Origin of the sequence: Rhizobium sp. ZW T2_16 (genome assembly GCF_044987325.1) — a bacterium.
In the GTDB taxonomy this organism is placed as follows: Bacteria; Pseudomonadota; Alphaproteobacteria; order Rhizobiales; family Rhizobiaceae; genus Neorhizobium; species Neorhizobium cellulosilyticum.
Window position 1 is genome coordinate 81,372 of sequence record NZ_JBJDRG010000007.1, and the last position, 25,179, is coordinate 106,550.

General features: G+C 60.7%; 25 protein-coding genes. 19 read left to right on the top strand and 6 right to left on the bottom strand.

Annotated features, from left to right (window positions below):
* Position 1 precedes the first annotated feature (1 nt).
* From ACI3K0_RS18160 to hemC, 5 genes are all read right to left on the bottom strand, one after another.
* Complete coding sequence (locus tag ACI3K0_RS18160; RefSeq protein ID WP_404945858.1) at positions 2–484, bottom strand: TerB family tellurite resistance protein; 483 nt, start codon at positions 482–484, stop codon at positions 2–4.
* Positions 485–507: 23 nt separating this feature from the next.
* Positions 508–2,127: a heme biosynthesis protein HemY gene (locus ACI3K0_RS18165; protein ID WP_183828434.1), complete on the bottom strand. Its 1,620-nt coding sequence runs from the start codon at positions 2,125–2,127 to the stop codon at positions 508–510.
* 14 nt (positions 2,128–2,141) lie between these two features.
* Complete coding sequence (locus ACI3K0_RS18170; RefSeq protein ID WP_404945859.1) at positions 2,142–3,452, bottom strand: mitofilin family membrane protein; 1,311 nt, start codon at positions 3,450–3,452, stop codon at positions 2,142–2,144.
* A 91-nt stretch (positions 3,453–3,543) separates the two neighbouring features.
* Entirely contained in the window at positions 3,544–4,254 is a 711-nt protein-coding gene (locus ACI3K0_RS18175) for a uroporphyrinogen-III synthase (protein WP_404945860.1), read from the bottom strand.
* A 3-nt stretch (positions 4,255–4,257) separates the two neighbouring features.
* The gene (gene hemC / locus ACI3K0_RS18180; protein ID WP_404945861.1) at positions 4,258–5,187 is read right to left on the bottom strand and encodes a hydroxymethylbilane synthase; all 930 of its coding nucleotides are present in this window, start codon (positions 5,185–5,187) and stop codon (positions 4,258–4,260) included.
* Between the two features lie 70 nt (positions 5,188–5,257).
* Here hemC and tsaD point away from each other — a divergent pair, with 70 nt between their 5' ends.
* From tsaD to ACI3K0_RS18210, 6 genes are all read left to right on the top strand, one after another.
* Positions 5,258–6,355, top strand: coding sequence for a tRNA (adenosine(37)-N6)-threonylcarbamoyltransferase complex transferase subunit TsaD (gene tsaD, locus ACI3K0_RS18185; RefSeq protein WP_183828423.1), 1,098 nt, complete (start codon positions 5,258–5,260; stop codon positions 6,353–6,355).
* Positions 6,352–7,335: an NAD(P)H-dependent glycerol-3-phosphate dehydrogenase gene (locus tag ACI3K0_RS18190; protein ID WP_404945862.1), complete on the top strand. Its 984-nt coding sequence runs from the start codon at positions 6,352–6,354 to the stop codon at positions 7,333–7,335. Before tsaD ends, ACI3K0_RS18190 begins: the two co-directional genes overlap by 4 nt.
* Before the next feature lie 78 nt (positions 7,336–7,413).
* Positions 7,414–7,716 (top strand): YciI-like protein, encoded by a 303-nt coding sequence (locus ACI3K0_RS18195; protein WP_404945863.1) that lies wholly within the window; start codon positions 7,414–7,416, stop codon positions 7,714–7,716.
* An 8-nt stretch (positions 7,717–7,724) separates the two neighbouring features.
* Positions 7,725–8,165, top strand: coding sequence for an EVE domain-containing protein (locus ACI3K0_RS18200; protein WP_404945864.1), 441 nt, complete (start codon positions 7,725–7,727; stop codon positions 8,163–8,165).
* Positions 8,166–8,174: 9 nt separating this feature from the next.
* Complete coding sequence (locus ACI3K0_RS18205) at positions 8,175–8,819, top strand: class I SAM-dependent methyltransferase (RefSeq protein ID WP_404945865.1); 645 nt, start codon at positions 8,175–8,177, stop codon at positions 8,817–8,819.
* 891 nt (positions 8,820–9,710) lie between these two features.
* Entirely contained in the window at positions 9,711–10,094 is a 384-nt protein-coding gene (locus ACI3K0_RS18210; protein WP_404945866.1) for an ester cyclase, read from the top strand.
* A gap of 12 nt (positions 10,095–10,106) precedes the next feature.
* On the opposite strand, the gene ACI3K0_RS18215 is transcribed toward ACI3K0_RS18210, so the two are convergent.
* Positions 10,107–10,589, bottom strand: a complete 483-nt coding sequence (locus ACI3K0_RS18215; protein ID WP_404945867.1) for a hypothetical protein — start codon at positions 10,587–10,589, stop codon at positions 10,107–10,109.
* A gap of 278 nt (positions 10,590–10,867) precedes the next feature.
* On the opposite strand from ACI3K0_RS18215, the gene sdhC reads away from it, so the two are divergent.
* The 13 genes from sdhC (at position 10,868) to ACI3K0_RS18280 (ending at position 25,168) form a co-directional block, all read left to right on the top strand.
* Positions 10,868–11,257, top strand: coding sequence for a succinate dehydrogenase, cytochrome b556 subunit (gene sdhC, locus ACI3K0_RS18220; protein ID WP_404945868.1), 390 nt, complete (start codon positions 10,868–10,870; stop codon positions 11,255–11,257).
* A gap of 12 nt (positions 11,258–11,269) precedes the next feature.
* Entirely contained in the window at positions 11,270–11,650 is a 381-nt protein-coding gene (gene sdhD / locus ACI3K0_RS18225; RefSeq protein ID WP_404945869.1) for a succinate dehydrogenase, hydrophobic membrane anchor protein, read from the top strand.
* 6 nt (positions 11,651–11,656) lie between these two features.
* A complete protein-coding gene (gene sdhA, locus ACI3K0_RS18230) occupies positions 11,657–13,501 on the top strand; it encodes a succinate dehydrogenase flavoprotein subunit (RefSeq protein ID WP_148148155.1) in 1,845 nt (614 codons plus the stop codon).
* 18 nt (positions 13,502–13,519) lie between these two features.
* Positions 13,520–14,299: a succinate dehydrogenase iron-sulfur subunit gene (locus ACI3K0_RS18235; protein WP_312406349.1), complete on the top strand. Its 780-nt coding sequence runs from the start codon at positions 13,520–13,522 to the stop codon at positions 14,297–14,299.
* Between the two features lie 210 nt (positions 14,300–14,509).
* Complete coding sequence (locus ACI3K0_RS18240) at positions 14,510–15,037, top strand: protease inhibitor Inh/omp19 family protein (protein WP_404945870.1); 528 nt, start codon at positions 14,510–14,512, stop codon at positions 15,035–15,037.
* Positions 15,038–15,061: 24 nt separating this feature from the next.
* Entirely contained in the window at positions 15,062–16,228 is a 1,167-nt protein-coding gene (gene zapE, locus ACI3K0_RS18245) for a cell division protein ZapE (protein ID WP_404945871.1), read from the top strand.
* 175 nt (positions 16,229–16,403) lie between these two features.
* The gene (gene mdh / locus ACI3K0_RS18250; RefSeq protein ID WP_112509119.1) at positions 16,404–17,366 is read left to right on the top strand and encodes a malate dehydrogenase; all 963 of its coding nucleotides are present in this window, start codon (positions 16,404–16,406) and stop codon (positions 17,364–17,366) included.
* 68 nt (positions 17,367–17,434) lie between these two features.
* A complete protein-coding gene (gene sucC, locus ACI3K0_RS18255; protein ID WP_404945872.1) occupies positions 17,435–18,628 on the top strand; it encodes an ADP-forming succinate--CoA ligase subunit beta in 1,194 nt (397 codons plus the stop codon).
* Positions 18,629–18,645: 17 nt separating this feature from the next.
* Positions 18,646–19,551, top strand: coding sequence for a succinate--CoA ligase subunit alpha (sucD, locus tag ACI3K0_RS18260; protein ID WP_183828398.1), 906 nt, complete (start codon positions 18,646–18,648; stop codon positions 19,549–19,551).
* Positions 19,552–19,764: 213 nt separating this feature from the next.
* On the top strand, positions 19,765–22,764 hold the full coding sequence (locus ACI3K0_RS18265; protein WP_404945873.1) for a 2-oxoglutarate dehydrogenase E1 component: 3,000 nt from the start codon (positions 19,765–19,767) through the stop codon (positions 22,762–22,764).
* A gap of 60 nt (positions 22,765–22,824) precedes the next feature.
* Entirely contained in the window at positions 22,825–24,060 is a 1,236-nt protein-coding gene (odhB, locus tag ACI3K0_RS18270; RefSeq protein WP_404945874.1) for a 2-oxoglutarate dehydrogenase complex dihydrolipoyllysine-residue succinyltransferase, read from the top strand.
* A 37-nt stretch (positions 24,061–24,097) separates the two neighbouring features.
* Complete coding sequence (locus ACI3K0_RS18275; protein ID WP_148148162.1) at positions 24,098–24,511, top strand: MAPEG family protein; 414 nt, start codon at positions 24,098–24,100, stop codon at positions 24,509–24,511.
* A gap of 12 nt (positions 24,512–24,523) precedes the next feature.
* Positions 24,524–25,168: a LysE family translocator gene (locus tag ACI3K0_RS18280; RefSeq protein ID WP_404945875.1), complete on the top strand. Its 645-nt coding sequence runs from the start codon at positions 24,524–24,526 to the stop codon at positions 25,166–25,168.
* Positions 25,169–25,179: the final 11 nt, after the last annotated feature.

A 25,179-nucleotide genomic window follows, 5' to 3' on the forward strand; every position in this document is an offset into this window, starting at 1 on the left:
GTTAGTCCTTACTCTCCTCCGCATTTTCTTCGGCGCGGCGCACAGCTGCCTCTTGGCGCTGCAGCACACGATCCCGCGAAGAAACACCGAGAAGGTCAGCGATCCTCCAAATCACATGATCCTCGATCTCGCTTCTCTGACCATCGGCATAGACAATGTCCCAGAGAATGCCGAGAAGTTCGACGCGGTCGTCTTCATTGACGAGATGACGTCTTAGATCGGAAGTGAACCGGTAATAGTCAACCGCTTCATGGCCCGCCTCGTGGCCGGTCTCGATCAACGCCTTCAGCCTATCCTCGCTGAGATCATACCGCTGGCGGATCAGTTCACGGAATTTTTGCTGTTCCTTTTTGGAGATGGCACCATCCGCCTCCATGACTTGGAAACAGAGCGCAACGAAGGCGACCCGCGGGTCGTCCGGTGCAAATTCCTTGTCTTCATGAGATGTCAGGGTATGGAGAAAGGCCTGTATGCGGTCCAACATCGATAGGCCTTCTCCATCTTTCCTTAAAACAGCCGTAACCGCGTTTTGGTCGGGTCGGCGTTTTGATCCTTCACACCGGGATCATCCGGTGGACGCCCGAAAAATGGAACCGGTTCGGCGTCATTTTCTTGCGTTTTAGCAGGTGCTGGTATGACTTTCTCCGGCTCTGTTGTCTTTGCTGCAACAGCAGGCTCGGCTGCCGGCTTTGCCGGTTTCTTTTCTATGACGATTGTCGGCTCTGCGGATGCGTTTTGTCTTGTCGTTTCCACCGGTGGCCGCTCGTTCACGATGACAGGCGGAAGAGCGGCAATCGCTTCGTCCGCAGCAACCTTGCCTTCGACAAGCGGACCTTCCAACTGGCTGAATGGCACTTTCCACTCGAAGGCGTCGAGTTTGCCGGTGACCGGCGAAACAGGAAGCCAGTTTTCCGAAACGAAGCCGTCAGCAACCCAGGCTGCATTACGCGAAGCGCGAAGAGCCTGCTGCATCCAGTGGCGGATGCGGCCCTGATCTCCTGTTTCGGCTTCCTCGATATCGGCCAGCAGCAGGTAGACCCGCTCGCTCGGTTCAACACGGGCCGCGGCTTCCGCCCTTGCCCGGGCCTTGGCAAAATCCTGAGCATCAAGCGCTGCCTGCGAAACGGCGAGAAGCGACTCGATATTGTTCGGACGCATGGCCTCTAGCTTTTCGGCACGTTTCAGCCGGTCGAGCGTGCTATCGCCGCTGCGGGCGCGGATATAGGTGCGGGCGATATCCGGATGCGGCGAAAGCTTCCAAACGCCTTCCAGGACCGATGCGGCCTTCTTGATATTTTCCTGCCGCAGCAGCGCCTTGGCACAGATGATGGCGGCGGGGACGAGGTCCTTGGCCAGTTTCAGCGCATCGGTGGAATCTTCGCGGGCACCGCTCGGGTCGCTTTCCAGCCGCTCGCCCGCGCGGGCGGTTAGGAGAACCGCTCTCAGGCGGTCGGCTTCGGACCTGCTGATGATATTGGCAGCACGCTGTTGCGCCAGTGTTTCCAAGGCCTCGTCCCAGCGGCCGGATTGGCTCTGGGATTCCAGCGTCGCCTGGGACGCCCAGGGCAGGTAAGGCGCGTGTTCGACGGCCTTTTCGGCATATTGCCGGGCCGCTTCGTTGGCACCGAGGCGGCGCGCTTCCATGTAGAGGCCGCGCAGGCCGAGTTCGCGCGTTTCGGGATCGTTCGACATGCTCTCGAACTTGGCGCGGGCGTCGTCATATTTGCCTTCGATGAGAGCGGCCTGCGCATCGAGAAGGTGGATCAGCGGTTCCTGGTCGGCGCTGAGCAGATTGCGGGTACGGATGCTCATCTTTCGGGCAAGAAGCGCGTTGCCGGCGCCGGCCGCGATCAGGCCAGTCGACAGCGCCTGATAACCTCGGTCGCGCTTGCGGGCGCGAAAATAACGGCGGACCGAGTAAGGCGAGGTCCAGATGATGCCGATCACCCACCACAGAAGCATGACGGCGCCAATCAGCGCCACGACCATCGTTGCGGCAACCATCAGGCTCGTCTCGATCAGGTGGTCCTGCCAGGTGATGGAGAGCAGGCCGGGGCGATCGGCGAGCCATGCGAAGCTCCAGCCGAGACCGAGAACGACGAGAAGGAAAATGAAAAGTCTGACCATTCCGTTTTTCGTCCTCAGCCTTGAGTGCCGGTAATCGCGCGGGTCAACGCGCCGCCTACGAGATTTTCAACCTCTATGCGGGCGTCGAGTTCCTGCTTGAACGACTGGGATGCCGTCTTGGCCGCGTCTGGAAGCGTCTCCCATTCGCGGGCCGCGGCAGCAAAATCGCCAGAGCGAAGCCGGTCCTCGAAACGGGCGACGATATCTTCTGGTGTGTTGCCGGTGACGTCGCCGACCTTGCGCACCTTCACGACGGAGAGGGCAGACGAATAGAGCCGGGAGGCCAGGCCCTGATCGGGATCAGGCTGGGCGACCGCCTCGACCATGCTGTCCGCCACGCCGGAGACCTGACGCTGAAGCTCGACGCGCGACTGAACGCCCTTGGCGGCGAACGGCTGGAGGCTTGCAATTGCCGGATCGTCGCCAGCGACGGTCTTGTAGGTCTGCAGTTCTGCCTCGAACGAACCGCCGCGATCTACGGCGCTCTTCAGGGCTGCTGCGGCGACAGCGCGCGCGGCCTGCTGCTCGGGGCCTTTGTCGGCGATCTGGGCTTCCGCCTGCTGCAGGCGGCCGGCCAGTTGTGTCGAGGTTGCGGCAGCCGCTGCATTTGCCGATTTCAGGCTGGTAAGCTCAGCTTCGAGGGCGGCTAACTTCTGATCCGTCTCGGTCGATCCGCCGCCACCCGTCGAGGCGCTGCTTTCCAGCGCAGCCAGACGGCTTGTGATATCGGCGGAAGGTTCGACTGGCCTGCTGGCGAGGGATGCGATTTCCTGACGAAGCGAGGCGATCTCGGTGGAAACGTCGCTGTCGCTCGATGAAGACGAGGATGCGCCGCCCGGCAGGACGCCGGCATATTGCATGCTGCCGGCCAGAAGCAGAGCGACGATGCCGCCGAAAATGCCGGATGCGACCAGCGTCGAGGTTGCGGGCTTCGGTGGTGCCGGGGCGGCTGGCGGGATCGAATAGTCTTCCGTTCGGGCCGTCGACTGGAAGGGGGCCGGATCTTCCTTGATCTCTTCCTTCGCCGGTTCGGCAGATGCCGTCACAGATTCGGGTTCCGGCTCGTCGAAACGTGGCGTTTCGGGGGTAGCGGTCTCGGGTTCAGCCTTGGCTTCCGCGGATGAAGTCTCAACCGTTTCAGTCTTTTCCGGGATATCCGTCGCTACCGGCGTCTCGGCCGCGTCGTTCTCGCGTGCGTCGATCACATCGTCGCTGTCATTGGCGCGAACGGGCTCGGCCACTGCGGCGGTTTCCTCCGCCGTCAGGTCGATGGTGACCGGTTCCTTGTTCGGGTTGGACCGGCGCGGTGGTTTTTCGGATACCATCTCGACCTCTTTTCTGCCTGCGTTCACTAAAACCTAGTCGGTGCCCCCGGTTAAGGAAAGGGGCGCAAAGGGAATTAGGATCAGGCGCGGGTTAAAGAAGCGCCAACAGGGCGTTTTCGTCCGGGCTTTCGGCGATCCGGAGATGCGCGCGAAATGCCGCGGGCACAGCATCGGCGGTGCGGGTGCTGATGCAGAGGATTTTTGTTTCTGTAAAAGAGAGCGCGTGACGCTCCACAATCTCGAAAAACCGGAGGGCGTTTTCTCGGGAGTAGAGTAGCACTGCTTGGGGAGGCCGGGTACGCAGCCGCTCGTAAAATTCCTCCGGTGGATACTCGACCGGGATCATTTCGTAGATTTCAGCCACGCGTACGGGCAGGCCCAGTTCTTCGAGCCTGCCTTCCAGCGATCCGGCGCGCGGTTTGCCGGCGAGATAAAGGAGCGGAAGGTCCGGCTTGTCGAGCGTCGAAGCGATCAGGTCGGCCAGTCCGGTGCCGTTGCCGGCGCCGATATGGATGTTGCCGAAGCCTGCCGCGTTTGCTGCCGTTGCGGTTTTTTCTCCGACTGCGAAGAGCTGTATATTCCGACCGATCTCCGAAGAGTAATCAGTATTCGCAAGTGCCCGCAATGCTTCGGCGCTGGTGACGATCAGCGCCGAATGGGGCAAAGCCAGAGCATCGGTCGCGACTTGCGGGTGATGCATTGCCTTGCTGAGCGGCAGAAGCACGGGGTCATGCCCCAAGAGCCTCAGCCGCTCGGCCGTTTTTGCCGCCGAAATCTCCGGGCGGGTGACGACGACCCGCAAGGGTCAGCTCCAGCTGTCGAAGAAGCCCGGGCCGGCTGCGGCACGGACGGCTTCGCCGGCGCGAAGGCCGAGCGCCTCGGCATCCGCACGCTTGCCCTCGACTTCGATTGCATGTTCGCGCCGACCGTCGGGTGTCAGAATCAGGCCGGAGAATTTCAGGTGATCTCCGTCACAGATCGCATAACCGCCGATCGGCGTCCGACAGGAGCCATCGAGCGCGGCCAGGAAGGCGCGTTCGCAGCTTACCGCGTCAAAGGTTGGGTGGTCGTTGATCGGGGCGATCAGCGCATCCGTGCGCGGGTCACCGATGCGGCTTTCGACGCAGATCGCGCCTTGCGCGGGAGCTGGCGGGAAGTCAGTGGGATCGAGAAGTTCGGTCACGACCTCTTCCATCGACAGCCGTTTCAGGCCGGCAAAGGCGAGCAGGGTAGCATCGACCTGGCCTTCATCCAGCTTGCGCAGGCGCGTGCCGACCGAGCCGCGGAAGATCGTCAGCTGGATATCGGGGCGAAGGCGGCGGATGAGCGCCTGACGGCGCAGCGAGGCGGTACCGACGGTTGCGCCATCGGGCAGGGCCTTGAGCGTCGAGGCCGTGCGGCCGATGAAGGCATCGCGAAAATCCTCGCGCGGCAGGTAGGCTGCGATATGCAATCCGTCCGGCAGCTTCGTCGGCATGTCTTTAGACGAATGCACAGCGATATCCAGTTCGCCGGAGGAGAGCTGTTCCTCAAGTTCCTGGGTGAACAGGCCCTTGCCGCCGATCTCGCTCAATGAGCGGTCGGTGATGCGGTCGCCGGTCGTCGACAGCACGACGACTTCGAACATCTCTTCCGGCAGGCCATGGGCCGCCATCAGCCGTGACCGCGTTTCATGGGCTTGCGCCAGTGCCAGCGGGCTGCCGCGCGTACCGATCCGGAAAGGTTTTGTTTGCATCCGTCTCATTCCGTTGTTACCGGAAGCTCTCGTAAACCGGATCATCCGGCATCGCAATGAACAAGGGCCAATGACCTCATATCTGCGCATCCTCGGCATTGAAACAAGCTGCGACGAGACCGCTGCTGCGGTCGTCGCACGCCATGAGGACGGACGCGGTGAAATTCTGTCCGATGTGGTCCTGTCGCAGCTCGATGAACACTCGGCCTATGGCGGCGTCGTGCCGGAAATCGCCGCACGCGCCCATGTCGAAGTGCTGGACGAGCTGGTCGAGGAAGCTTTGCGCCGCGCCAACGTGACGCTCGACGATGTCGATGCGATTGCCGCGACCTCCGGTCCCGGCCTGATCGGTGGTCTGTTGGTCGGCCTGATGACGGCAAAAGCGATCGCCCGCGTTTCGGGCAAGCCGCTTCTCGCCATCAACCATCTCGAAGGCCATGCGCTGACGGCGCGGATGACGGACGGGCTTTCCTTCCCCTATCTGATGCTGCTGGTTTCCGGCGGACACACGCAGCTCATCCTGATCCGCGGTGTCGGCCAGTACGAGCGCTGGGGCACGACGATCGACGATGCGCTGGGCGAGGCCTTCGACAAGACGGCGAAACTGCTCGGCCTGCCTTATCCGGGTGGTCCGGCGGTCGAGAAGGCTGCTCTTTCCGGCAATCCCGACCGGTTCTCGCTGCCGCGTCCGCTGGTAGGCGAGGCGCGTCTCGACTTTTCCTTTTCCGGCCTAAAGACTGCCGTACGGCAGGCTGCGACCGAGATCGCGCCGCTGAGTGAGCAGGATGTGGCCGATATCTGCGCCTCGTTCCAGAAGGCGGTGTCGCGCACGCTTCGGGACCGCATCGGCCGCGGACTGCTTCGGTTCCGTGAGGAGTTTGTAGGTCTCGAAACCGAGCCGGCGCTGGTTGTCGCCGGTGGTGTTGCGGCCAATCAGGAAATCCGGCGCACGCTGCAGGCGCTTTGCCTCGAGCACGGGTTCCGCTTCATCGCACCGCCGCTGAGGCTCTGCACAGACAATGCCGCGATGATCGCCTGGGCGGGCCTGGAGCGGATGGCGGAAGAGTTTCCGGCCGATGATCTCAATGTGGCACCGCGTTCGCGCTGGCCGCTGGACAAGGATGCGAAGACTTTGCTCGGATCCGGCAAACGAGGGGCGAAGGCATGACCAACGAGCGGATCGCCGTCATCGGCGCAGGCGCATTCGGAACGGCACTTGCGACCGTGTTCGCATTGGAGGGTCGTTACCCGGTGACGCTGGTCGGGCGCCAGCCGAACCTGATGGCCGATCTGCGCGACGACCGCATGCATGATGCCGCACTGCCGGGCGTGCCCCTGCCGGACGCGCTGCAATTTTCCGCCGAGCCGGATGCGGTGGCGGAAGCGAATGTCGTTCTCTTCGCCGTGCCGTCGAGGGCGCAGCTCGATGCGGCGCGTCATTACGGGCCTTATCTGTCGAAAGATGCTGCCGTCGTCATCTGCGCCAAGGGGCTCGATCGGGCCGAGCGGCTGCTGACCGATGTCATATCGGCGGAATTGCCGAAGACGCCTCTGGCGGTGCTTTCGGGGCCTGGTTTTGCCGCCGATATCGCGCGTGGTCTGCCGACGGCGATGTCGCTCGGCGCGCAGGACCCGGTGCTGGCGGAAAGGCTTGCGCAGGTTCTCTCCAGCCGCAGTTTCCGGCTTTACGCTTCGTCGGATGTGATCGGCGTGCAGCTTGGCGGGGCGCTGAAGAACGTGCTGGCGATTGCCTGCGGCATCGTCGAGGGCGCGGGGCTTGGCGAATCTGCCCGTGCGGCGCTGATTTCCCGGGGCTTGGCCGAGATGTCCCGGCTCGTTGAAGCCATGGGCGGCAACTCGGATACGGTACGGGGCCTGTCTGGGCTCGGCGACCTCGTGCTGACCGGTACCAGCCATCAGTCACGCAACCTGAGTTTTGGCATTTCGATCGGAAAGGGTGAGCCGGCGCAGACCGTCGGTGGGCCGCTGGTCGAAGGTGCATTTGCGGCCTCGGTCGCGGCCCGGCTCGGTCGGAAATTTTCGGTCGATCTGCCGATTACGGATGCGGTCGCGGCCATTATCGACGGACGTCTCGATGTGATGACCGCGATGGAACAGCTCATGACCCGGCCGATCAAGGCCGAGTAATCCACTTTAGTTTTCACGCAATTCCGGACGCAAAACCGCTACACACTTTTGCTGGAATTGCTTAGCCAGGAGACCCCAATGCTGTTTGCCTTTCTTTGCACCGACAAGCCCGGCCACCTGCAGGTTCGCATGGATACCCGCCCGGCGCATGTGGAACATCTGAACAAGCTCAATGCCGAAGGCACGCTGAAGTTTGCGGGCCCGTTCCTGGACGACGAGAGCAAGCCGAATGGCAGCCTTGTCGTGGTGGAGGCAGCCGATATCGCGGCCGCCCGGACGATTGCGGAAGCCGATCCATATTATCTCGCCGGTCTGTTCGAGAAGGTCGATGTGAAGCCGTGGAACTGGGTGTTCAACAACCCGGCCAACGAGCAGAAGTGAGACAATAGATGGCCTATTGGCTTTACAAATCCGAGCCGAATGTCTGGTCCTGGGAACAGCAGAAAGCCAAGGGCGAGGTCGGCGAGGAATGGACCGGCGTGCGCAACTATCTGGCGCGCAACAACATGCGGGCGATGAAGATCGGCGACAAGGGGTTCTTCTACCATTCGAACGAAGGGTTGGATATCGTCGGCATCGTCGAAGTCTGCGCGCTGTCGCATCCGGATAGTTCGGCCAAGGGCGATCCCAAATGGGATTGCGTCGATATCCGCGCGGTGGCCGATATGCCGAAGCCGATCACGCTGAAGGAAATCAAGGCCAACCCAAAATTCGAGAAGATGGCGCTGGTCACTTCCATGCGGCTTTCGGTGCAGCCGGTGACGGACGAGGAATATTTCGAGATCTGCCGCCTCGGCGGCCTCGACAATCCACCGAAATCGCCTGCCTGAGTTCGCCGTGTGAAGACCGAGCCGAAGGCCTTCATCCTCGAAAATACCGATCTCATGCGGCCGCCGCATGTGCCGGAGATAAAGCTGCATCTGGCAACGGAGGCGCATGATCTGTGGCTGAAGACGGAGGAGGATCTGCAGGCAATCGGCCTGCCGCCGCCGTTTTGGGCTTTTGCCTGGGCGGGCGGGCAGGGGTTGGCCCGGTATGTTCTAGACAATCCTGAAACAGTGGCCGGCAAACGAGTGCTGGATTTCGCCAGCGGGTCCGGGCTGGTGGCGATTGCGGCAAAGATGGCCGGGGCAGCGCATGTGCTGGCGGCGGATATCGATCCATGGACGCGGACGGCAGTGACGCTGAATGCGGCCGAGAACGGGGTCGAGATCGGGTTCACCGATGACGATCAGATCGACCGGATGGTCGATGCGGAGATCGTGCTGGCGGGGGATGTTTTCTACGACCGGGATTTCGCGGCGGCGCTGGTGCCTTGGTTCACGGCCTTAGCCGATGCAGGCAAGGTGGTCTTGGTCGGCGATCCGGGGCGGAGCTATCTGCCGAAGGAGCGGCTGGAGAAGCTTGCGGTTTACGAGGTGCCAGTGACGCGGGCGCTGGAGGATAGCGAGGCCAAGAAGACGACGGTCTGGCGGTTCGGGTAGGGCCTCCCTCTTCTGCATCGTTGTGGATTGCTCCTCATCCGCCTGCCGAGAGACAATGGAGACAACCAGATGAATTGCGGCTTGCTTGTGTCTGGATCCTCGGGTCAAGCCCGAGGATGACCGAGGTTTTGGTTTCTGTTGGAGGCCAAAACAGGCCTCGTGCCTTGGGTTACTGTATTCATAGGCATGGGAGTTATGTTTTGGGCACCTTTGCACCACCCATCGGCCGTCATCCTCGGGCTCGATCCGAGGATCCATGCACAAGCGATTACGGTGTCAGGTTCCAGACGTACCAATCCTGCCCCGCGCAGCACGCTGCCGTGGCTGTCAAAAAACATTCCGGAGAAGCGCACGCATATGCGGAACCTCTTTGGAATATAAAATGTGGCTCCGCATATGCGTGGCCTTCGGCTTGTCTCGGGACTTCCGGTCCCTACGGGTGATCCTCTCGCCTCGCTGCATGTGGTTTCCCACACTTGGACGGCTCAACCGAACCCGGCATGGCTGCCGGGGGAGGCTTGATAGGGAAAAGGTTGCCCCTCTCCCATGCGTTTCACTCCTTCCGCACTTGCCGCACGTTACGGATCAGACGAAAGCGCCGGCTCCCGCCTGCCCGCGAACGTCTCGAGCAACACTCCGGCGACGGAAGCCGGGGGATTGTAGGCACGGGTCGGGAGGGCGGGGATGCAACAACGCTCAAGCCGTTGATGAGATTGAGGTGGAGGGGTGAAATCATCCCCGTGGTCCGGGTATTTTACCGCCTGTGTTGTCTGTCGCCGATGTGTTCTTGATGTCCAAGGCCTGCGATCCGCCGTGAGCGCTCGGATGGAACGGGCCGTCTGCTTGTCGCGTTCGCCACCGGTCGGAAGATATGCGGAAGGAGTGATAGGAATGTGTGAGTTGTCCGAAATCTATCGCGGTTATATCGATTGCCTGAACCGGCAGGATTGGCAAAGTCTTGGCGATTTCGTCGATGAGAATGCGGTCCATAATGGACGGCAAATCGGGCTTGCCGGTTATCGTGAGATGCTGGTAGGAGATTTTCGCGCCATTCCGGATCTGCGTTTCACTATCGACTTCCTGGTAGTCGAGGCCCCGAAAGTGGCGAGCCGATTGGTTTTCGATTGTACGCCTGCAGGCGAGCTTTTCGGCCTTCCTGTCAATGGTCGTCGTATCCGGTTTTCCGAAAATGTCTTCTACCAATTTTCCGGCGGACTGATCGCTCAGGTCTGGTCGGTCATCGACAAGGCTGCGATCGAAGCCCAGCTTAGGTGAGGATATCCGGCCTCACTTCTCCCCACGGATGACGCAGACATCCATCTCGTAACTGCAGCCGTTGACCGGCCGGAAGTTGCCGTTGGCAAGTTCTTCCGTGACGGTGATGATCTTCGCCTTGGGTGCGGGATAGGAAAGACCTGAGCGCGAGGGTTCCGAGGCATACTCGCCGACGTATATTTCGCGATAGCCGTCAGTGTAGATGATCGACGAGCCCGAGACAGTAGCGAATGAGCCGAGTGTCTGAATGGAACCTTTGTCGGGACGGCTGTTTCGTGCCGATGACACTATACGGCTGGCGCCGCCCAGGCGCTGATCGGAAAACAGCTTTAGCTCGCCGCGTCGGCCATGATGCCCGTGGCCGTAATAATGGCCCCGGTAACCTGTTTCGCCGCTGTTAAAATCCGGAGAACGATCGCGCGCGGAGGCTGCAGAGGCGAGGGCGCCGGATAGCGTGAGTGCAAAAAGAACAGGTTTTATGCGATTCGCGATCATGGCGAACTCCGAGATCATGGTTAATCAAAGGTTAACATGTTCTCTGCGCCAGCGCACGTCGGCGCCCAAATCTTTGGAATTGATGGTTAATGCGCCGCGGCGATTTGTCCGAGGCTTTTCCTCTTGCAATTCACAATCGATTAAATTCACGCGACGTCGGAATTGATCTTGTCGTCTTGGAATTCCAAGATTAAACCACGCCGATGATGCAATGCACATTTTCTCGGCATGGTGCATTGCCGGGCGCCCGGCCCGTTTGACGACGCCGCGAGGTAATGATGGCGAATATAACGAATAATCGGCCTCTGTCGCCGCATCTGCAAATCTACAAGCCAATCCCCACAATGGTTATGTCGATCGTCCACCGTATTACCGGTGGCGCTCTGGCTGCCGGCACGATCCTGCTCGCCTGGTGGCTGATCGCGGCTGCATCCGGCAAGCCCTATTTCGACTGGATCAGCTGGCTGTTCGGCACCTGGATCGGGCTGCTGGTCCTGTTCGGCTACACCTGGGCCCTGATCCACCACATGCTCGGCGGTATCCGCCATTTCGTGTGGGACATGGGACATGGTTTTGAAAAACACTTCGCGACCAAGGTCGCATTGATCATGCCGATCGTATCGATCTGTCTGACCGTGCTGGTCTGGATCATCGGCCTGGCCATCTGAGGAGGAAACATCATGGATATGCGTACTCCCCTCGGCAAGGTTCGTGGTCTCGGATCAGCAAAGGACGGCACCGAACATTTCTGGATGCAGCGGATGTCGGCCGTGGCGCTCGTGCCGCTCGCCATCTTCTTCATCATCTTCCTGATCCGCTATGCAGGCGCTCCCTATGAGGAAGTCGTCAGCGCGCTGTCGAACCCGCTCATCGCCGTGCTTTTCGGCCTGATGATCATTGCCGGTCTCGTGCATATGCGCATCGGCGTTCAGGAAATCATCGTCGACTATGTGCATAACGAAGGCCTGAAATTCCTGGCCGTCATGCTCAATACATTTTTTGCAATGCTGATCGGTGGCCTCTGTCTCTTCGCCGTTCTGAAAATTGCGTTCGTAGGATAATCCATCATGGCATCCGTCACACCTATCGCCCAGAACGGCAAAGCCTATAATTACGTCGACCACTCCTACGACGTGATTGTCGTGGGTGCCGGTGGTGCCGGTCTTCGCGCCACGCTCGGCATGGCCGAGCAGGGTTTCAAGACCGCCTGCATCACCAAGGTCTTCCCGACCCGCTCGCACACCGTCGCGGCGCAGGGCGGCATTGCCGCGTCGCTGCAGAACATGACGCCGGACAGCTGGCAGTGGCACCTCTATGACACCGTCAAGGGTTCAGACTGGCTCGGCGATGTCGACGCCATGCAGTACATGGTCATGGAAGCGCCGAAGGCCGTCTACGAACTCGAGCATTACGGCGTGCCGTTCTCGCGTAACGAGGAAGGCAAGATCTACCAGCGCCCGTTCGGCGGCCACATGCAGAACTTTGGCGCCGGCCCGCCGGTACAGCGCACCTGCGCTGCTGCCGACCGTACCGGTCACGCCATCCTTCACACGCTCTATGGCCAGTCGCTGCGCAACAATGCGGAATTCTTCATCGAGTATTTCGCACTCGACCTGATCATGTCGGATGACGGCAGCCGCTGCGAAGGCGTCGTTGCCTGGAACCTCGATGATGGCACGATCCATCGCTTTGCCGCCAAGATGGTGGTTCTGGCGACCGGCGGTTACGGCCGCGCCTATTTCTCGGCAACGTCTGCCCATACCTGCACCGGCGACGGTGGCGGCATGGTGGCGCGCGCCGGCCTGCCTTTGCAGGACATGGAATTCGTCCAGTTCCACCCGACCGGCATCTACGGCTCCGGCTGTCTGATCACCGAAGGCGCACGCGGCGAAGGCGGTTACCTAGTGAATTCCGAGGGCGAGCGCTTCATGGAGCGTTACGCACCTTCGGCCAAGGACCTTGCCTCCCGTGACGTCGTTTCGCGCTGCATGACGATGGAAATCCGTGAAGGCCGTGGCGTCGGCAAGAACAAGGACCACATTTTCCTGCATCTCGACCATCTCGACCCGGCCGTACTGCACGAGCGCCTTCCGGGCATTTCGGAATCGGCGAAGATCTTTGCCGGCGTCGACGTGACCCGCGAGCCGATCCCGGTTCTGCCGACGGTTCACTACAATATGGGCGGCATTCCGACCAATTACTGGGGCGAAGTGCTCAACGCCGACTCGAGCAATCCGGAACGGATCATTCCGGGCCTGATGGCTGTAGGTGAAGCAGGTTGCGCTTCGGTTCACGGTGCAAACCGCCTCGGCTCCAACTCGCTGATCGACCTCGTGGTCTTCGGCCGCGCCGCCGCAATCCGCGCCGGTCAGGTCATCGACCGCGAAGGTGCCATCCCGGCGCTCAACGTTGCCGCATGCGACAAGATCATGGACCGCTTCGACGGCCTGCGTCACGCCAATGGCGCAACGCCGACGGCCGTGCTGCGTGACAAGATGCAGCGCACGATGCAGGACGATGCCGCCGTGTTCCGGACGCAGGAATCGCTGGAATCGGGCTGCAAGCGCATGTCGCAGATCTGGAGCGAGCTGCCCGACGTCAAGGTCACCGACCGTTCGCTGATCTGGAACTCGGATCTGGTCGAGACGCTGGAACTGCATAACCTGATGGCGAATGCGATCACCACCGTCTATGGCGCCGAGGCCCGCAAGGAAAGCCGTGGCTCCCACGCCCGCGAGGACTTCACGGAAGGCGCATTCGCCGGCCGCGACGACGTCAACTGGCGCAAGCACACGTTGGCTTGGGTCAACGAAAAGGGTGACGTCAAGCTCGATTACCGTCCGGTCCATACGGACCTGATCGCCGAAGGCATCGATCCCTACAAGATCGAGCCCAAGGCTCGCGTCTATTGATCCGGAGGGAAAAGAACCATGGTTGAACTCGCTCTCCCCAAAAACTCGCAGATGTCCGAAGGCAAGGTCTGGCCGAAGCCGGAAGGCGCCAAGAACCTGCGCGAATATCGCATCTATCGCTGGAGCCCGGACGACGGCAAGAACCCGAGCATCGACACGTTCTATGTCGATCTGGATGATTGCGGCCCGATGGTGCTCGACGGTCTTCTCTACATCAAGAACAAGATCGACCCGACGCTGACGCTGCGCCGTTCCTGTCGCGAAGGCATTTGCGGTTCCTGCGCGATGAATATCGACGGCACGAACACGCTGGCCTGCACCAAGGGCATGGACGACATTTCCGGAACGGTCAAAGTCTATCCGCTGCCGCATATGCCTGTCGTGAAGGACCTCGTTCCGGACCTCAACAACTTCTACGCCCAGCATCGCTCGATCGAGCCGTGGCTGAAGACGGTGTCGCCGACGCCGGCGAAGGAATGGAAGCAGAGCCATGAGGATCGCCTCAAGCTCGACGGTCTCTATGAGTGCATTCTGTGCGCCTGCTGCTCGACCTCCTGTCCGAGCTACTGGTGGAACGGCGACCGTTACCTCGGTCCGGCAGTTCTCCTGCAGGCCTATCGCTGGCTGATCGACTCCAGAGACGAAGCCAAGGGCGAGCGTCTCGACAATCTCGAGGATCCGTTCCGGCTCTATCGTTGCCACACGATCATGAACTGCGCCCAGGCTTGCCCGAAGGGTCTGAACCCGGCCAAGGCAATTGCCGAGATCAAGAAGATGATGGTCGAGCGCCGCGTCTAGTCTTTGAAAAGCCCAGGGCCGCAGCTTTCGTTGCGGCCTTTGGTTTGTCTTGCTGCCCGGTGCGCACGCCGAATTGACCGTGCAGATCGTCGCGATTATGTCGGATTGGCTGGATACCCTTGATTAACCAAGGTCGTTTACGATATTCCCGGCCAAACTGTCGTGCCCAAGTTGTAGGGCAGTGTGAAATGATCCGGACAGGAGTTTTTGATGCAGTTCAAATATGTGGCAACAGGTCTGGTACTGACCCTTGCGTTGGCTGGTTGCCAGCGGACATCCTACAGCCCTTATAGTGATCTGCCTTCGCAGCCCGCTCCGCTTCAGGCCCAGCCCGTTCAGGGTGTTCAGGGCGGTCAACTTCCGCCTCCGGGTGGCGCTTCGCAATATCCTTCCGCACCTCAGGGTGGTCAGAATATGGCCATGGCTAACCCGAACGCGGCCGCTCCCGCCAGCGCGCTCGATGTCACCAAGGAGCAGATGGTCGGCAACTGGCGCGTTTCCAATGGCGGCGCATCCTGCGACATGTTCCTGACGCTCACCAATCTCGGCAGCGGTTCGCGCGGTGGTACCCGCGGTTGCGCCGGTGAGCTGACGGCCATGGGCTCATGGGAAGTCTCCGGCAAGATGGTTCAGTTCAAGAACCGTGCAGGCGATGTGATCGGTCGGGTCTACAAGAGCGCCGACAACCGCTTCGACGGTACCACGAATTCGGGCCAGCAGGTCAGTCTGAGCCGCTAATACTGACATAAGGGGCGTCCCTCGGTGGAACCCATTCCAGAATATACGTCGAGCGTCTGCGAAGAGCTCAAGGCTCTGGCGGCGTCCGGCGTTCTGACGCCCGACAAGGCGCAGATGGAGGTCGCTGCCAGGCTCGACCGCGTGCTCGTCGCGTTGCGCGAGGCAAAACCCGCGAAGAAGTCGAGTGCGCTTGGCTGGCTGTTTGCCCGTCGCGGCAATGGCCATGCGGAAAAGGTGCGCGGTCTTTATGTCTATGGCAGTGTCGGCCGCGGCAAGACCATGATCATGGACATGTTCTTCAAGAAGGCGCCCACGCAGAAAAAGCGGCGGGCGCATTTTCATGAGTTCATGGCCGACGTGCATAACCGCATCCACGAGCAGCGGCAGAAGCTGAAGCGGGGCGAGACGAAGCAGGCTGATCCGGTGCCGCCGGTTGCCGCCGCACTCTATGCGGAAGCCGAGCTTCTGTGCTTCGATGAATTCTCCGTGACCGACATTACCGATGCGATGATCCTGGCGCGGCTTTTCACCGAGCTGTTCGATCTCGGCTGCGTGCTGGTCGCGACCTCCAATGTTGCGCCGGAAAATCTCTACAAGGACGGGCTCAATCGCGGCCTGTTTACGCCGTTTATCGGACTTCTAAGCAGCCATGTCGATGTGGTGACGCTGGACAGTCCAACCGATTACCGGATGCAGAAGAATGCCAATCTGCCCGTTTATCTGACACCGCTCGACGGGCGTGCGGATGCGGCGATGGAGGCCGCATGGCATCAGGTTACCGATGGTGACAGGGCCGAGCCGGTCGAACTGCCGATGAAGGGGCGCAGCATTCATGTGCCTGCGGCAGTCGGTAGGGCTGCGCGTTTCTCATTCTCCGATCTTTGCGAAAAGCCGCTCGGCGCTTCGGACTATCTGGCCATCGCCGCGCGTTTCGACGTCGTCTTTGTTGATCACGTGCCGAAGCTCGGCGCGGAAAAGCGCAATGAAGTGAAGCGGTTCATCAATCTGGTCGATGCGCTCTACGATCATTCCGTGCGGCTTTTCATTTCGGCTGCAGTCACACCAGACGCATTGCTGACGGAGCGTAGAGGCACCGAAGGTTTCGAATTCGACCGCACGGTTTCGCGACTTTTCGAGATGAGAAGTGCGGAATATCTGTTGCTCCATAATGAGAAGCGGCAGGAAGTCTGACATATTTATGGCATAAATTCTTACGTTTACGTAACTCAAATCATATCTAACCGATTGAAAAATATAGTCTCAAAATAATCGTTTGCCATTTTTGGCAGATGAGGCTATCCGTGCTGCCGCAAGATGAGCCTGCGCTAACTTGCCGCAGGTCAGGATTTGAAGAGGAAGCATTTCCATGTCGCGTAAGAAGATTGCACTTATTGGTTCGGGCATGATCGGTGGCACGCTGGCGCATCTTGCCAGCCTGAAGGAGCTGGGCGACGTCGTCCTCTTCGACATCGCCGACGGCATCCCGCAGGGTAAGGGCCTCGACATCGCTCAGTCCGGTCCGGTTGAAGGCTTCAATGCGAAGCTGACCGGCGCCAGCGACTATGCTGCGATTGAAGGCGCCGACGTCTGCATCGTAACCGCCGGTGTCGCCCGCAAGCCGGGCATGAGCCGCGACGACCTGATCGGCATCAACCTCAAGGTCATGGAACAGGTCGGCGCAGGCATCAAGAAATATGCTCCGAACGCTTTCGTCATCTGCATCACCAACCCGCTCGACGCGATGGTCTGGGCGCTGCAGAAGTTCTCCGGTCTGCCGAAGAACAAGGTCGTCGGCATGGCCGGCGTTCTGGACTCGGCCCGTTTCCGTCTCTTCCTCGCCGAAGAATTCAACGTTTCCGTTCAGGACGTCACTGCATTCGTTCTCGGCGGCCATGGCGACACGATGGTGCCGCTTGCCCGTTACTCGACGGTTGCCGGCGTTCCGCTCACCGATCTCGTCAAGATGGGCTGGACCACGCAGGAGAAGCTCGACCAGATCATCCAGCGCACCCGTGACGGCGGCGCAGAGATCGTCGGCCTGCTGAAGACTGGCTCTGCCTATTACGCTCCGGCCGCCTCGGCGATCGAAATGGCTGAATCCTACCTCAAGGACAAGAAGCGCGTCTTGCCGGTCGCTGCTCACCTCTCCGGCCAGTACGGCGTCAAGGACATGTATGTCGGCGTTCCGGTCGTTCTCGGTGCCGGCGGTGTCGAGCGCATCGTCGAAGTCGAATTCAACAAGGACGAAGAAGCCGCCTTCCAGAAGTCGGTCGGTGCCGTTGCCGGTCTCTGCGAAGCCTGCATCGCCCTCGTTCCTTCGCTGAAGTAATCAGCTTCCAAAAAGTTCGGCGCTGGCTTTTGCCAGCGCTCACGTCATTCAAATAGGGATCAAGCCCCATGAATATCCATGAATATCAGGCCAAGGCTCTCTTGAAGGGTTACGGCGCACCGGTTGCCGAAGGCGTCGCGATCCTCAAGGTCGAAGAAGCCGAAGCTGCTGCCAAGCAGCTCCCAGGCCCGCTCTACGTCGTCAAGAGCCAGATCCATGCCGGCGGTCGCGGCAAGGGCAAGTTCAAGGAACTTGGGCCCGATGCCAAGGGCGGCGTTCGCCTGGCCAAGTCGATCGAGGAAGTCGTGGCTCACGCCAAGGACATGCTCGGCAACACGCTGGTAACCGCGCAGACCGGCGAAGCCGGCAAGCAGGTTAACCGCCTCTACATCGAAGACGGTGCAGACATCGACCGCGAACTTTACTGCTCGCTGCTGGTCGACCGTTCCGTCGGTCAGGTTGCTTTCGTCGTTTCGACCGAAGGCGGCATGGACATCGAAGCCGTTGCCCACGACACGCCTGAGAAGATCCACACGATCGCCATCGACCCGGGAACCGGTGTGACGGCTGACGACGTTGCCAAGATCTCCAAGGCTCTCGAACTCTCGGGTGCAGCTGCCGAAGACGCAAAGTCGCTCTTCCCGGCGCTCTACAAGGCGTTCGGCGAAAAGGACATGGCTCTTCTCGAAGTCAACCCGCTGATCGTCATGAAGGACGGACACCTGCGCGTTCTCGACGCCAAGATGTCCTTCGACGGCAACGCGCTGTTCCGCCATGACGACGTCAAGGCGCTGCGCGACGAGACCGAAGAAGACTCCAAGGAAATCGAAGCCTCCAAGTGGGACCTCGCCTACGTTGCCCTCGACGGCAATATCGGCTGCATGGTCAATGGTGCCGGTCTCGCCATGGCGACGATGGACATCATCAAGCTTTACGGCAAGGAGCCTGCCAACTTCTGCGACGTCGGGGGTGGCGCCGGCAAGGAGAAGGTTGCGGCTGCCTTCAAGATCATCACCGCTGACCCGAAGGTCGAGGGTATCCTCGTCAACATCTTCGGCGGCATCATGCGTTGCGACGTCATCGCCGAAGGCGTTGTCGCAGCTGTTCAGGAAGTCGGTCTGAAGGTTCCGCTCGTTGTTCGCCTCGAAGGCACCAATGTCGAGCTCGGCAAGAAGATCCTCAACGAATCCGGCCTTGCTATCACGGCTGCTGACGATCTGGACGATGCCGCCAAGAAGATCGTTGCGGCGATCAAAGCCTAATCTGAGGAACCTGATACATGTCTATTCTCGTCAATAAAGACACCAAGATCCTCGTTCAGGGCCTGACCGGCAAGACCGGCACGTTCCACACAGAACAGGCGCTTGCTTACTACGGCACCAAGATGGTCGGCGGTATCCACCCGAAGAAGGGTGGCGAAACCTGGTCGTCGGGCGTCGACGGCACGGCGCTGCCGATCTTCGCTTCGGTTGCCGAAGCCAAGGAGCGCACCGGTGCTGATGCGACCGTGATCTACGTTCCGCCGGCAGGTGCCGCGGATGCGATCATCGAAGCGATCGAAGCCGAAGTTCCGTTCATCACCTGCATCACCGAGGGTATCCCGGTCATGGATATGGTGCGCGTTAAGGCCAAGCTCGACAAGTCGAAGTCGCGCCTTCTCGGCCCGAACTGCCCGGGCGTTCTGACGCCGGAAGAATGCAAGATCGGCATCATGCCGGGCTCGATCTTCCGCAAGGGTTCGGTCGGTATCGTTTCGCGCTCGGGCACGCTGACCTACGAAGCCGTTTTCCAGACGTCGAACGAAGGCCTCGGCCAGACGACGGCTGTCGGTATCGGCGGCGACCCGGTCAAGGGCACCGAATTCATCGACATGCTGGAAATGTTCCTCGCGGACGAAGCCACCCAGTCGATCATCATGATCGGCGAAATCGGCGGTTCGGCTGAAGAAGATGCAGCCCAGTTCCTGATCGACGAAGCCAAGAAGGGCCGCAAGAAGCCGATGGCAGGCTTCATCGCCGGCCGTACGGCGCCGAAGGGCCGCACCATGGGCCATGCCGGTGCTGTCGTTTCCGGCGGCAAGGGCGATGCGGAATCCAAGATCGCAGCCATGGAAGCAGCAGGCATCAAGGTGTCGCCGTCACCGGCACGCCTCGGCAAGACGCTGGTTGAAGTCCTCAAGGGCTGACGCCACATAACGGTCACTCGCCGCCGATAGACAGGCGGCGATGGACCTCAAGGTTTAGAACCCGCAGGCGGAAGCTTTTTTGCCTGCGGGTCACCCGTCAAAAGACGGTGTCGCAGCGGCGACAAGACACGACGACAGACCAGAGAATGCGGAGCCGGCGAGGTCCTCGGTTCCGACCACGTGAGGAGGCGGGCGCGGCGCCCGCAATAGGCCATGTCCCGGCAAGAAGCCAACGAGCAGTTTCTCATCACTTCGTTCCTAGATGGCGCGAACGCCGTCTATATCGAACAACTTTATGCCAATTACGAAGCCGATCCGAATTCGGTTTCTGAAGAATGGCAGGCCTTCTTCAAGGCCCTGGCCGACAGCCCCGAAGACGTGAAGAAGGCAGCGCAGGGCGCTTCCTGGAAACGTTCGAACTGGCCGATCGCTGCCGGCGGCGACCTTGTTTCCGCTCTCGACGGCAACTGGCCGGTGGTGGAAAAGGCAATCGAAACCAAGGTCAAGGCAAAGGCTGAAGCTGCCGCCGCCGCCAAGGGTGCAACCGTCAACGAAGCCGACGTCCATCAGGCGAGCCGCGACAGCGTGCGCGCCATCATGATGATTCGCGCCTATCGCATGCGCGGCCACCTGCACGCCAAGCTCGATCCGCTCGGCATCGCAAGCCCGGTCGAGGATTACAACGAGCTGTCGCCAAAGTCCTACGGCTTCGAAGAGAGCGATTACGATCGCAAGATCTTCATCGACAACGTTCTGGGCATGGAATACGCGACCGTTCGCGAGATGATCGCGATCCTCGAGCGCACCTATTGCTCGACGATCGGCGTCGAGTTCATGCACATGTCGAGCCCGGAAGAAAAGGCCTGGATCCAGGAACGGATCGAAGGTCCGGACAAGGGCGTCGCCTTCACCCCGGAAGGCAAGAAGGCGATCCTTTCGAAGCTGATCGAAGGCGAAGGCTACGAACAGTTCCTCGACGTCAAGTTCAAGGGCACCAAGCGTTTCGGCCTCGATGGCGGCGAAGCGCTGATCCCGGCACTCGAACAGATCATCAAGCGCGGCGGCCAGCTGGGTCTTGAAGAAGTCATCGTTGGCATGGCCCACCGCGGCCGTCTGAACGTTCTGACCAACGTCATGGGCAAGCCGCACCGCGCCGTGTTCCACGAGTTCAAGGGCGGTTCGTTTAAGCCTGACGAAGTCGAAGGTTCGGGCGACGTGAAGTACCACCTCGGTGCCTCTTCCGACCGCGAATTCGACGGCAACAAGGTTCACCTGTCGCTGACCGCAAACCCGTCCCACCTCGAGATCGTCAACCCGGTCGTGATGGGCAAGGCCCGCGCCAAGCAGGACATGCTGGCCAAGGTCTGGGAAAAGGACAACATCATCCCGCTCTCCGAGCGCTCCAAGGTTCTGCCGCTGCTTCTGCACGGCGATGCGGCCTTTGCGGGCCAGGGCGTGGTTGCCGAAATCCTCGGCCTGTCGGGTCTGCGCGGTCACCGCGTTGCCGGCACGATGCACGTCATCATCAACAACCAGATCGGCTTCACCACCAATCCTGGCTTCTCGCGTTCGTCGCCCTATCCGTCGGACGTTGCCAAGATGATCGAAGCGCCGATCTTCCACGTCAACGGCGACGATCCGGAAGCGGTCACCTATGCCGCCAAGGTTGCGACCGAATACCGGATGAAGTTCCACAAGCCGGTCGTGCTTGACATGTTCTGCTATCGCCGCTTCGGCCATAACGAAGGCGATGAGCCGGCGTTCACCCAGCCGAAGATGTACAAGGTCATCCGCGCCCACAAGGCCGTGGCCGAGATCTATGCCGAACGTCTGGCTGGCGAAGGCGTCATCACCGATGCCGAATTCGACAAGATGAAGGCTGACTGGCGCGCCCATCTCGACGCCGAGTTCGAAGCCGGCCAGGCCTACAAGCCGAACAAGGCCGACTGGCTGGATGGCCAGTGGTCGGGTCTGCGTTCCGCCGACGATGCCGACGAGCAGCGTCGCGGCAAGACTTCGATGCCGATGAAGAGCCTCAAGGAAATCGGTCGCAAGCTGTCGACCATTCCGGAAGGTTTCAACGCGCACCGCACGATCAAGCGCTTCATGGAAAACCGTGCGCAGATGGTAGAGACCGGCGAAGGCCTCGACTGGGCGATGGCGGAAGCCTTTGCTTTCGGTTCGCTCTGCGTCGAAGGCACGAAGATCCGTCTTTCCGGCCAGGATTGCGAACGCGGCACCTTCTCGCAGCGTCACTCGGTTCTCTACGATCAGGACACCGAAGAACGCTACATCCCGCTTGCCAATCTGCAGCCGGGCCAGGGCAAGTATGAAGTGATCAACTCCATGCTGTCGGAAGAAGCCGTTCTCGGCTTCGAATACGGCTACTCGCTGGCACGTCCGAATGCGCTAACGCTCTGGGAAGCCCAGTTCGGCGACTTCGCCAACGGTGCGCAGGTCGTGTTCGACCAGTTCATCTCGTCTGGCGAACGCAAGTGGCTGCGCATGTCCGGTCTCGTCTGCCTTCTGCCGCACGGCTATGAAGGTCAGGGCCCGGAACATTCGTCGGCTCGCCTGGAACGCTTCCTGCAGCTCTGCGCGGAAGACAACATGCAGGTTGCCAACGTCACGACGCCTGCCAACTACTTCCACATCCTGCGCCGCCAGGTGAAGCGCGACTTCCGCAAGCCGCTGATCCTGATGACGCCGAAGTCCTTGCTGCGCCACAAGCGTGCAACCTCAACGCTTGCGGAACTGGCGGGCGAAAGCTCGTTCCACCGCCTGCTGTGGGACGATGCCGAAGTCATCAAGGACGGCCCGATCAAGCTGCAGAAGGATGCCAAGATCCGTCGCGTCGTGATGTGCTCCGGCAAGGTTTATTACGACCTTCTCGAAGAGCGCGAAAAGCGCGGCATCGACGACGTCTACCTGTTGCGTATCGAACAGCTTTATCCGTTCCCGGCCAAGGCCCTGATCAACGAGCTGTCGCGCTTCAAGAACGCGGAAATGGTCTGGTGCCAGGAAGAGCCGAAGAACATGGGCGCCTGGTCGTTCATCGACCCTTACCTGGAATGGGTTCTGGCGCATATCGATGCCAAGTATCAGCGCGTCCGCTACACGGGCCGTCCGGCAGCAGCATCGCCGGCGACCGGCCTGATGTCGAAGCATCTGGCACAGCTGGAAGCCTTCCTCGAAGACGCTCTCGGCGGCTGATTTTTCAGCCGTCTCCCCTAATTTGTTCGAAACGAATCTTGAGAAAAACGGAAACAGATCATGGCAACCGAAATCCGCGTTCCAACCCTCGGCGAGTCCGTCAGCGAGGCGACCGTCGGCACCTGGTTCAAGAAGGTCGGCGATACGGTCAAGGCCGATGAGCCGCTGGTCGAACTGGAAACCGACAAGGTTACCGTCGAAGTTCCGGCCCCGGCTTCCGGCGTGTTGACCGAAATCGTTGCGCAGAACGGTGAAACCGTCGGTCTCGACGCGCTGCTCGGCCAGATCGCAGAAGGCGCTGTTGGCACGGCTGCCGCCGCTCCTGCTGCAAAGCCTGCAGAAGCTGCTCCGGCTGCCGCACCGGCCGCTGCCGCAGTTGCGTCCCCCTCGGCTGCCGCATCGTCGATGCCGGCTGCTCCGGCTGCTGCCAAGGTTGCTGCCGACAACAACATCTCGACGGCCGATATCGACGGTTCGGGCAAGCGCGGCCAGGTTCTGAAGGGCGACGTTCTCGCCGCCATCGCCAAGGGCCCGTCCGCTCCGGCCCCGGCTGCCGTTCCGGCTGCTCCGCGCGCGGTTTCCTCGGCCGAGGATGCGCCGCGCGAAGAGCGCGTGAAGATGACCCGTCTGCGCCAGACGATCGCCAAGCGTCTCAAGGATGCACAGAATACCGCCGCCATGCTGACCACCTATAACGAGGTGGACATGAAGGCGGTCATGGACCTGCGTAACCGCTACAAGGACGTGTTCGAGAAGAAGCATGGCGTCAAGCTCGGCTTCATGGGCTTCTTCACCAAGGCCGTGACCCACGCGCTGAAGGAACTGCCGGCTGTCAACGCCGAGATCGACGGCACCGACATCATCTACAAGAACTACTGCCACGTCGGCATGGCCGTCGGCACCGACAAGGGGCTCGTCGTTCCGGTCATCCGTGACGCCGACCAGCGCTCGATCGCCGGCGTCGAAAAGGAACTCGGTCGTCTCGCCAAGGCTGCTCGTGACGGTTCGCTTTCCATGGCCGACATGCAGGGCGGCACGTTCACCATCACCAATGGTGGCGTCTACGGTTCGCTGATGTCCTCGCCGATCCTCAATGCGCCGCAGTCGGGTATCCTCGGCATGCACAAGATCCAGGAGCGTCCGGTCGTCGTCGGCGGCCAGATCGTCATCCGCCCGATGATGTATCTCGCGCTCTCCTACGATCACCGCATCGTCGACGGCAAGGAAGCGGTCACCTTCCTCGTTCGCGTCAAGGAAAGCCTGGAAGATCCGGAACGTCTGGTCCTCGATCTCTAAGACTTCAAGCCTTACATCCTGAACTAAGGAGAGCAGCATGGAACCCGCTTCGGCAAATGCAACCCATCTTGTGGTCGTGCTTTGTCTGAGTGTGGTCCTGCTGCTCTTTCATATTCTGCTGCAGGGATTTCTCGCCACGCGTGAACTGGGTTCCAAATGGAATGCCGGACCACGCGACGAGGATATTGCACCGAAGAATGCGGCGGCGGGGCGTGCTGCGCGCGCCTCGAAGAACTATCAGGAAACCTATCCGGCCTTTATCGGCCTGCTTCTCGGGCTTGCCTTTATCGGCGACCCGACCGGGCTTGGCATCGGTGGCGCCTGGGTGTGGCTGATCGCGCGGATTGCCTATGTTCCGCTCTATCTGGCGGGCATTCCCTATGTCCGCTCGATGGTCTGGCTATTGAGCCTTGCCGGACTGCTGATCATGATGGCCGCGCTGCTGCTCTGAGGGATATTCAACATGCATGCCTATATGATCGAACTGATCTCGCTGATGGCGATCTTCTCCTTTGCGATCGTCTCGCCGGGGGCGGATCTTGCTATGGTGATGCGGCAGGCGCTGGTCCATGGCCGCCGGCAGGCGATCATCACCAGCTTCGGCATCGGCACGGCGCTGATGTTCCATGTCAGCTACACGATCCTCGGTCTCGGATTGATCATTTCGCAGTCGGTCTATCTGTTCAACATCGTTAAATGGCTGGGTGTCGCCTATCTGGTCTATATCGGTGTGAAGGCGCTGAAGGCGGGCAGGACCGAGATCAGCGTTCCAGCGGATGGGCAGGTTGATGGCGTCAAGCGGGGCCAGTCGGCGCTAAAGGCATTCTCGCTCGGCTTTGCCGCGAACGCGCTCAACCCGAAGCCGGTCTTCTTCTTCCTGTCGATCTTCTCGACCGTCGTTGGCGCCCATACGCCGATGGCGATCAAGTTCGGCTACGGGCTGGTGATGGCGACCTGCCTGATCATCTGGTTCGTCGGCGTCAGCACGTTCATGACGACGCCGCGCATGCGGGCGGCGTTTTCGCGTGCCAGCAAGTGGATCGACCGGACCAGCGGCGTGGTGTTCATCGCGCTCGGAATTAAACTCGCAACTGAAAAAGCGGCCTGAGGGCCATTCTC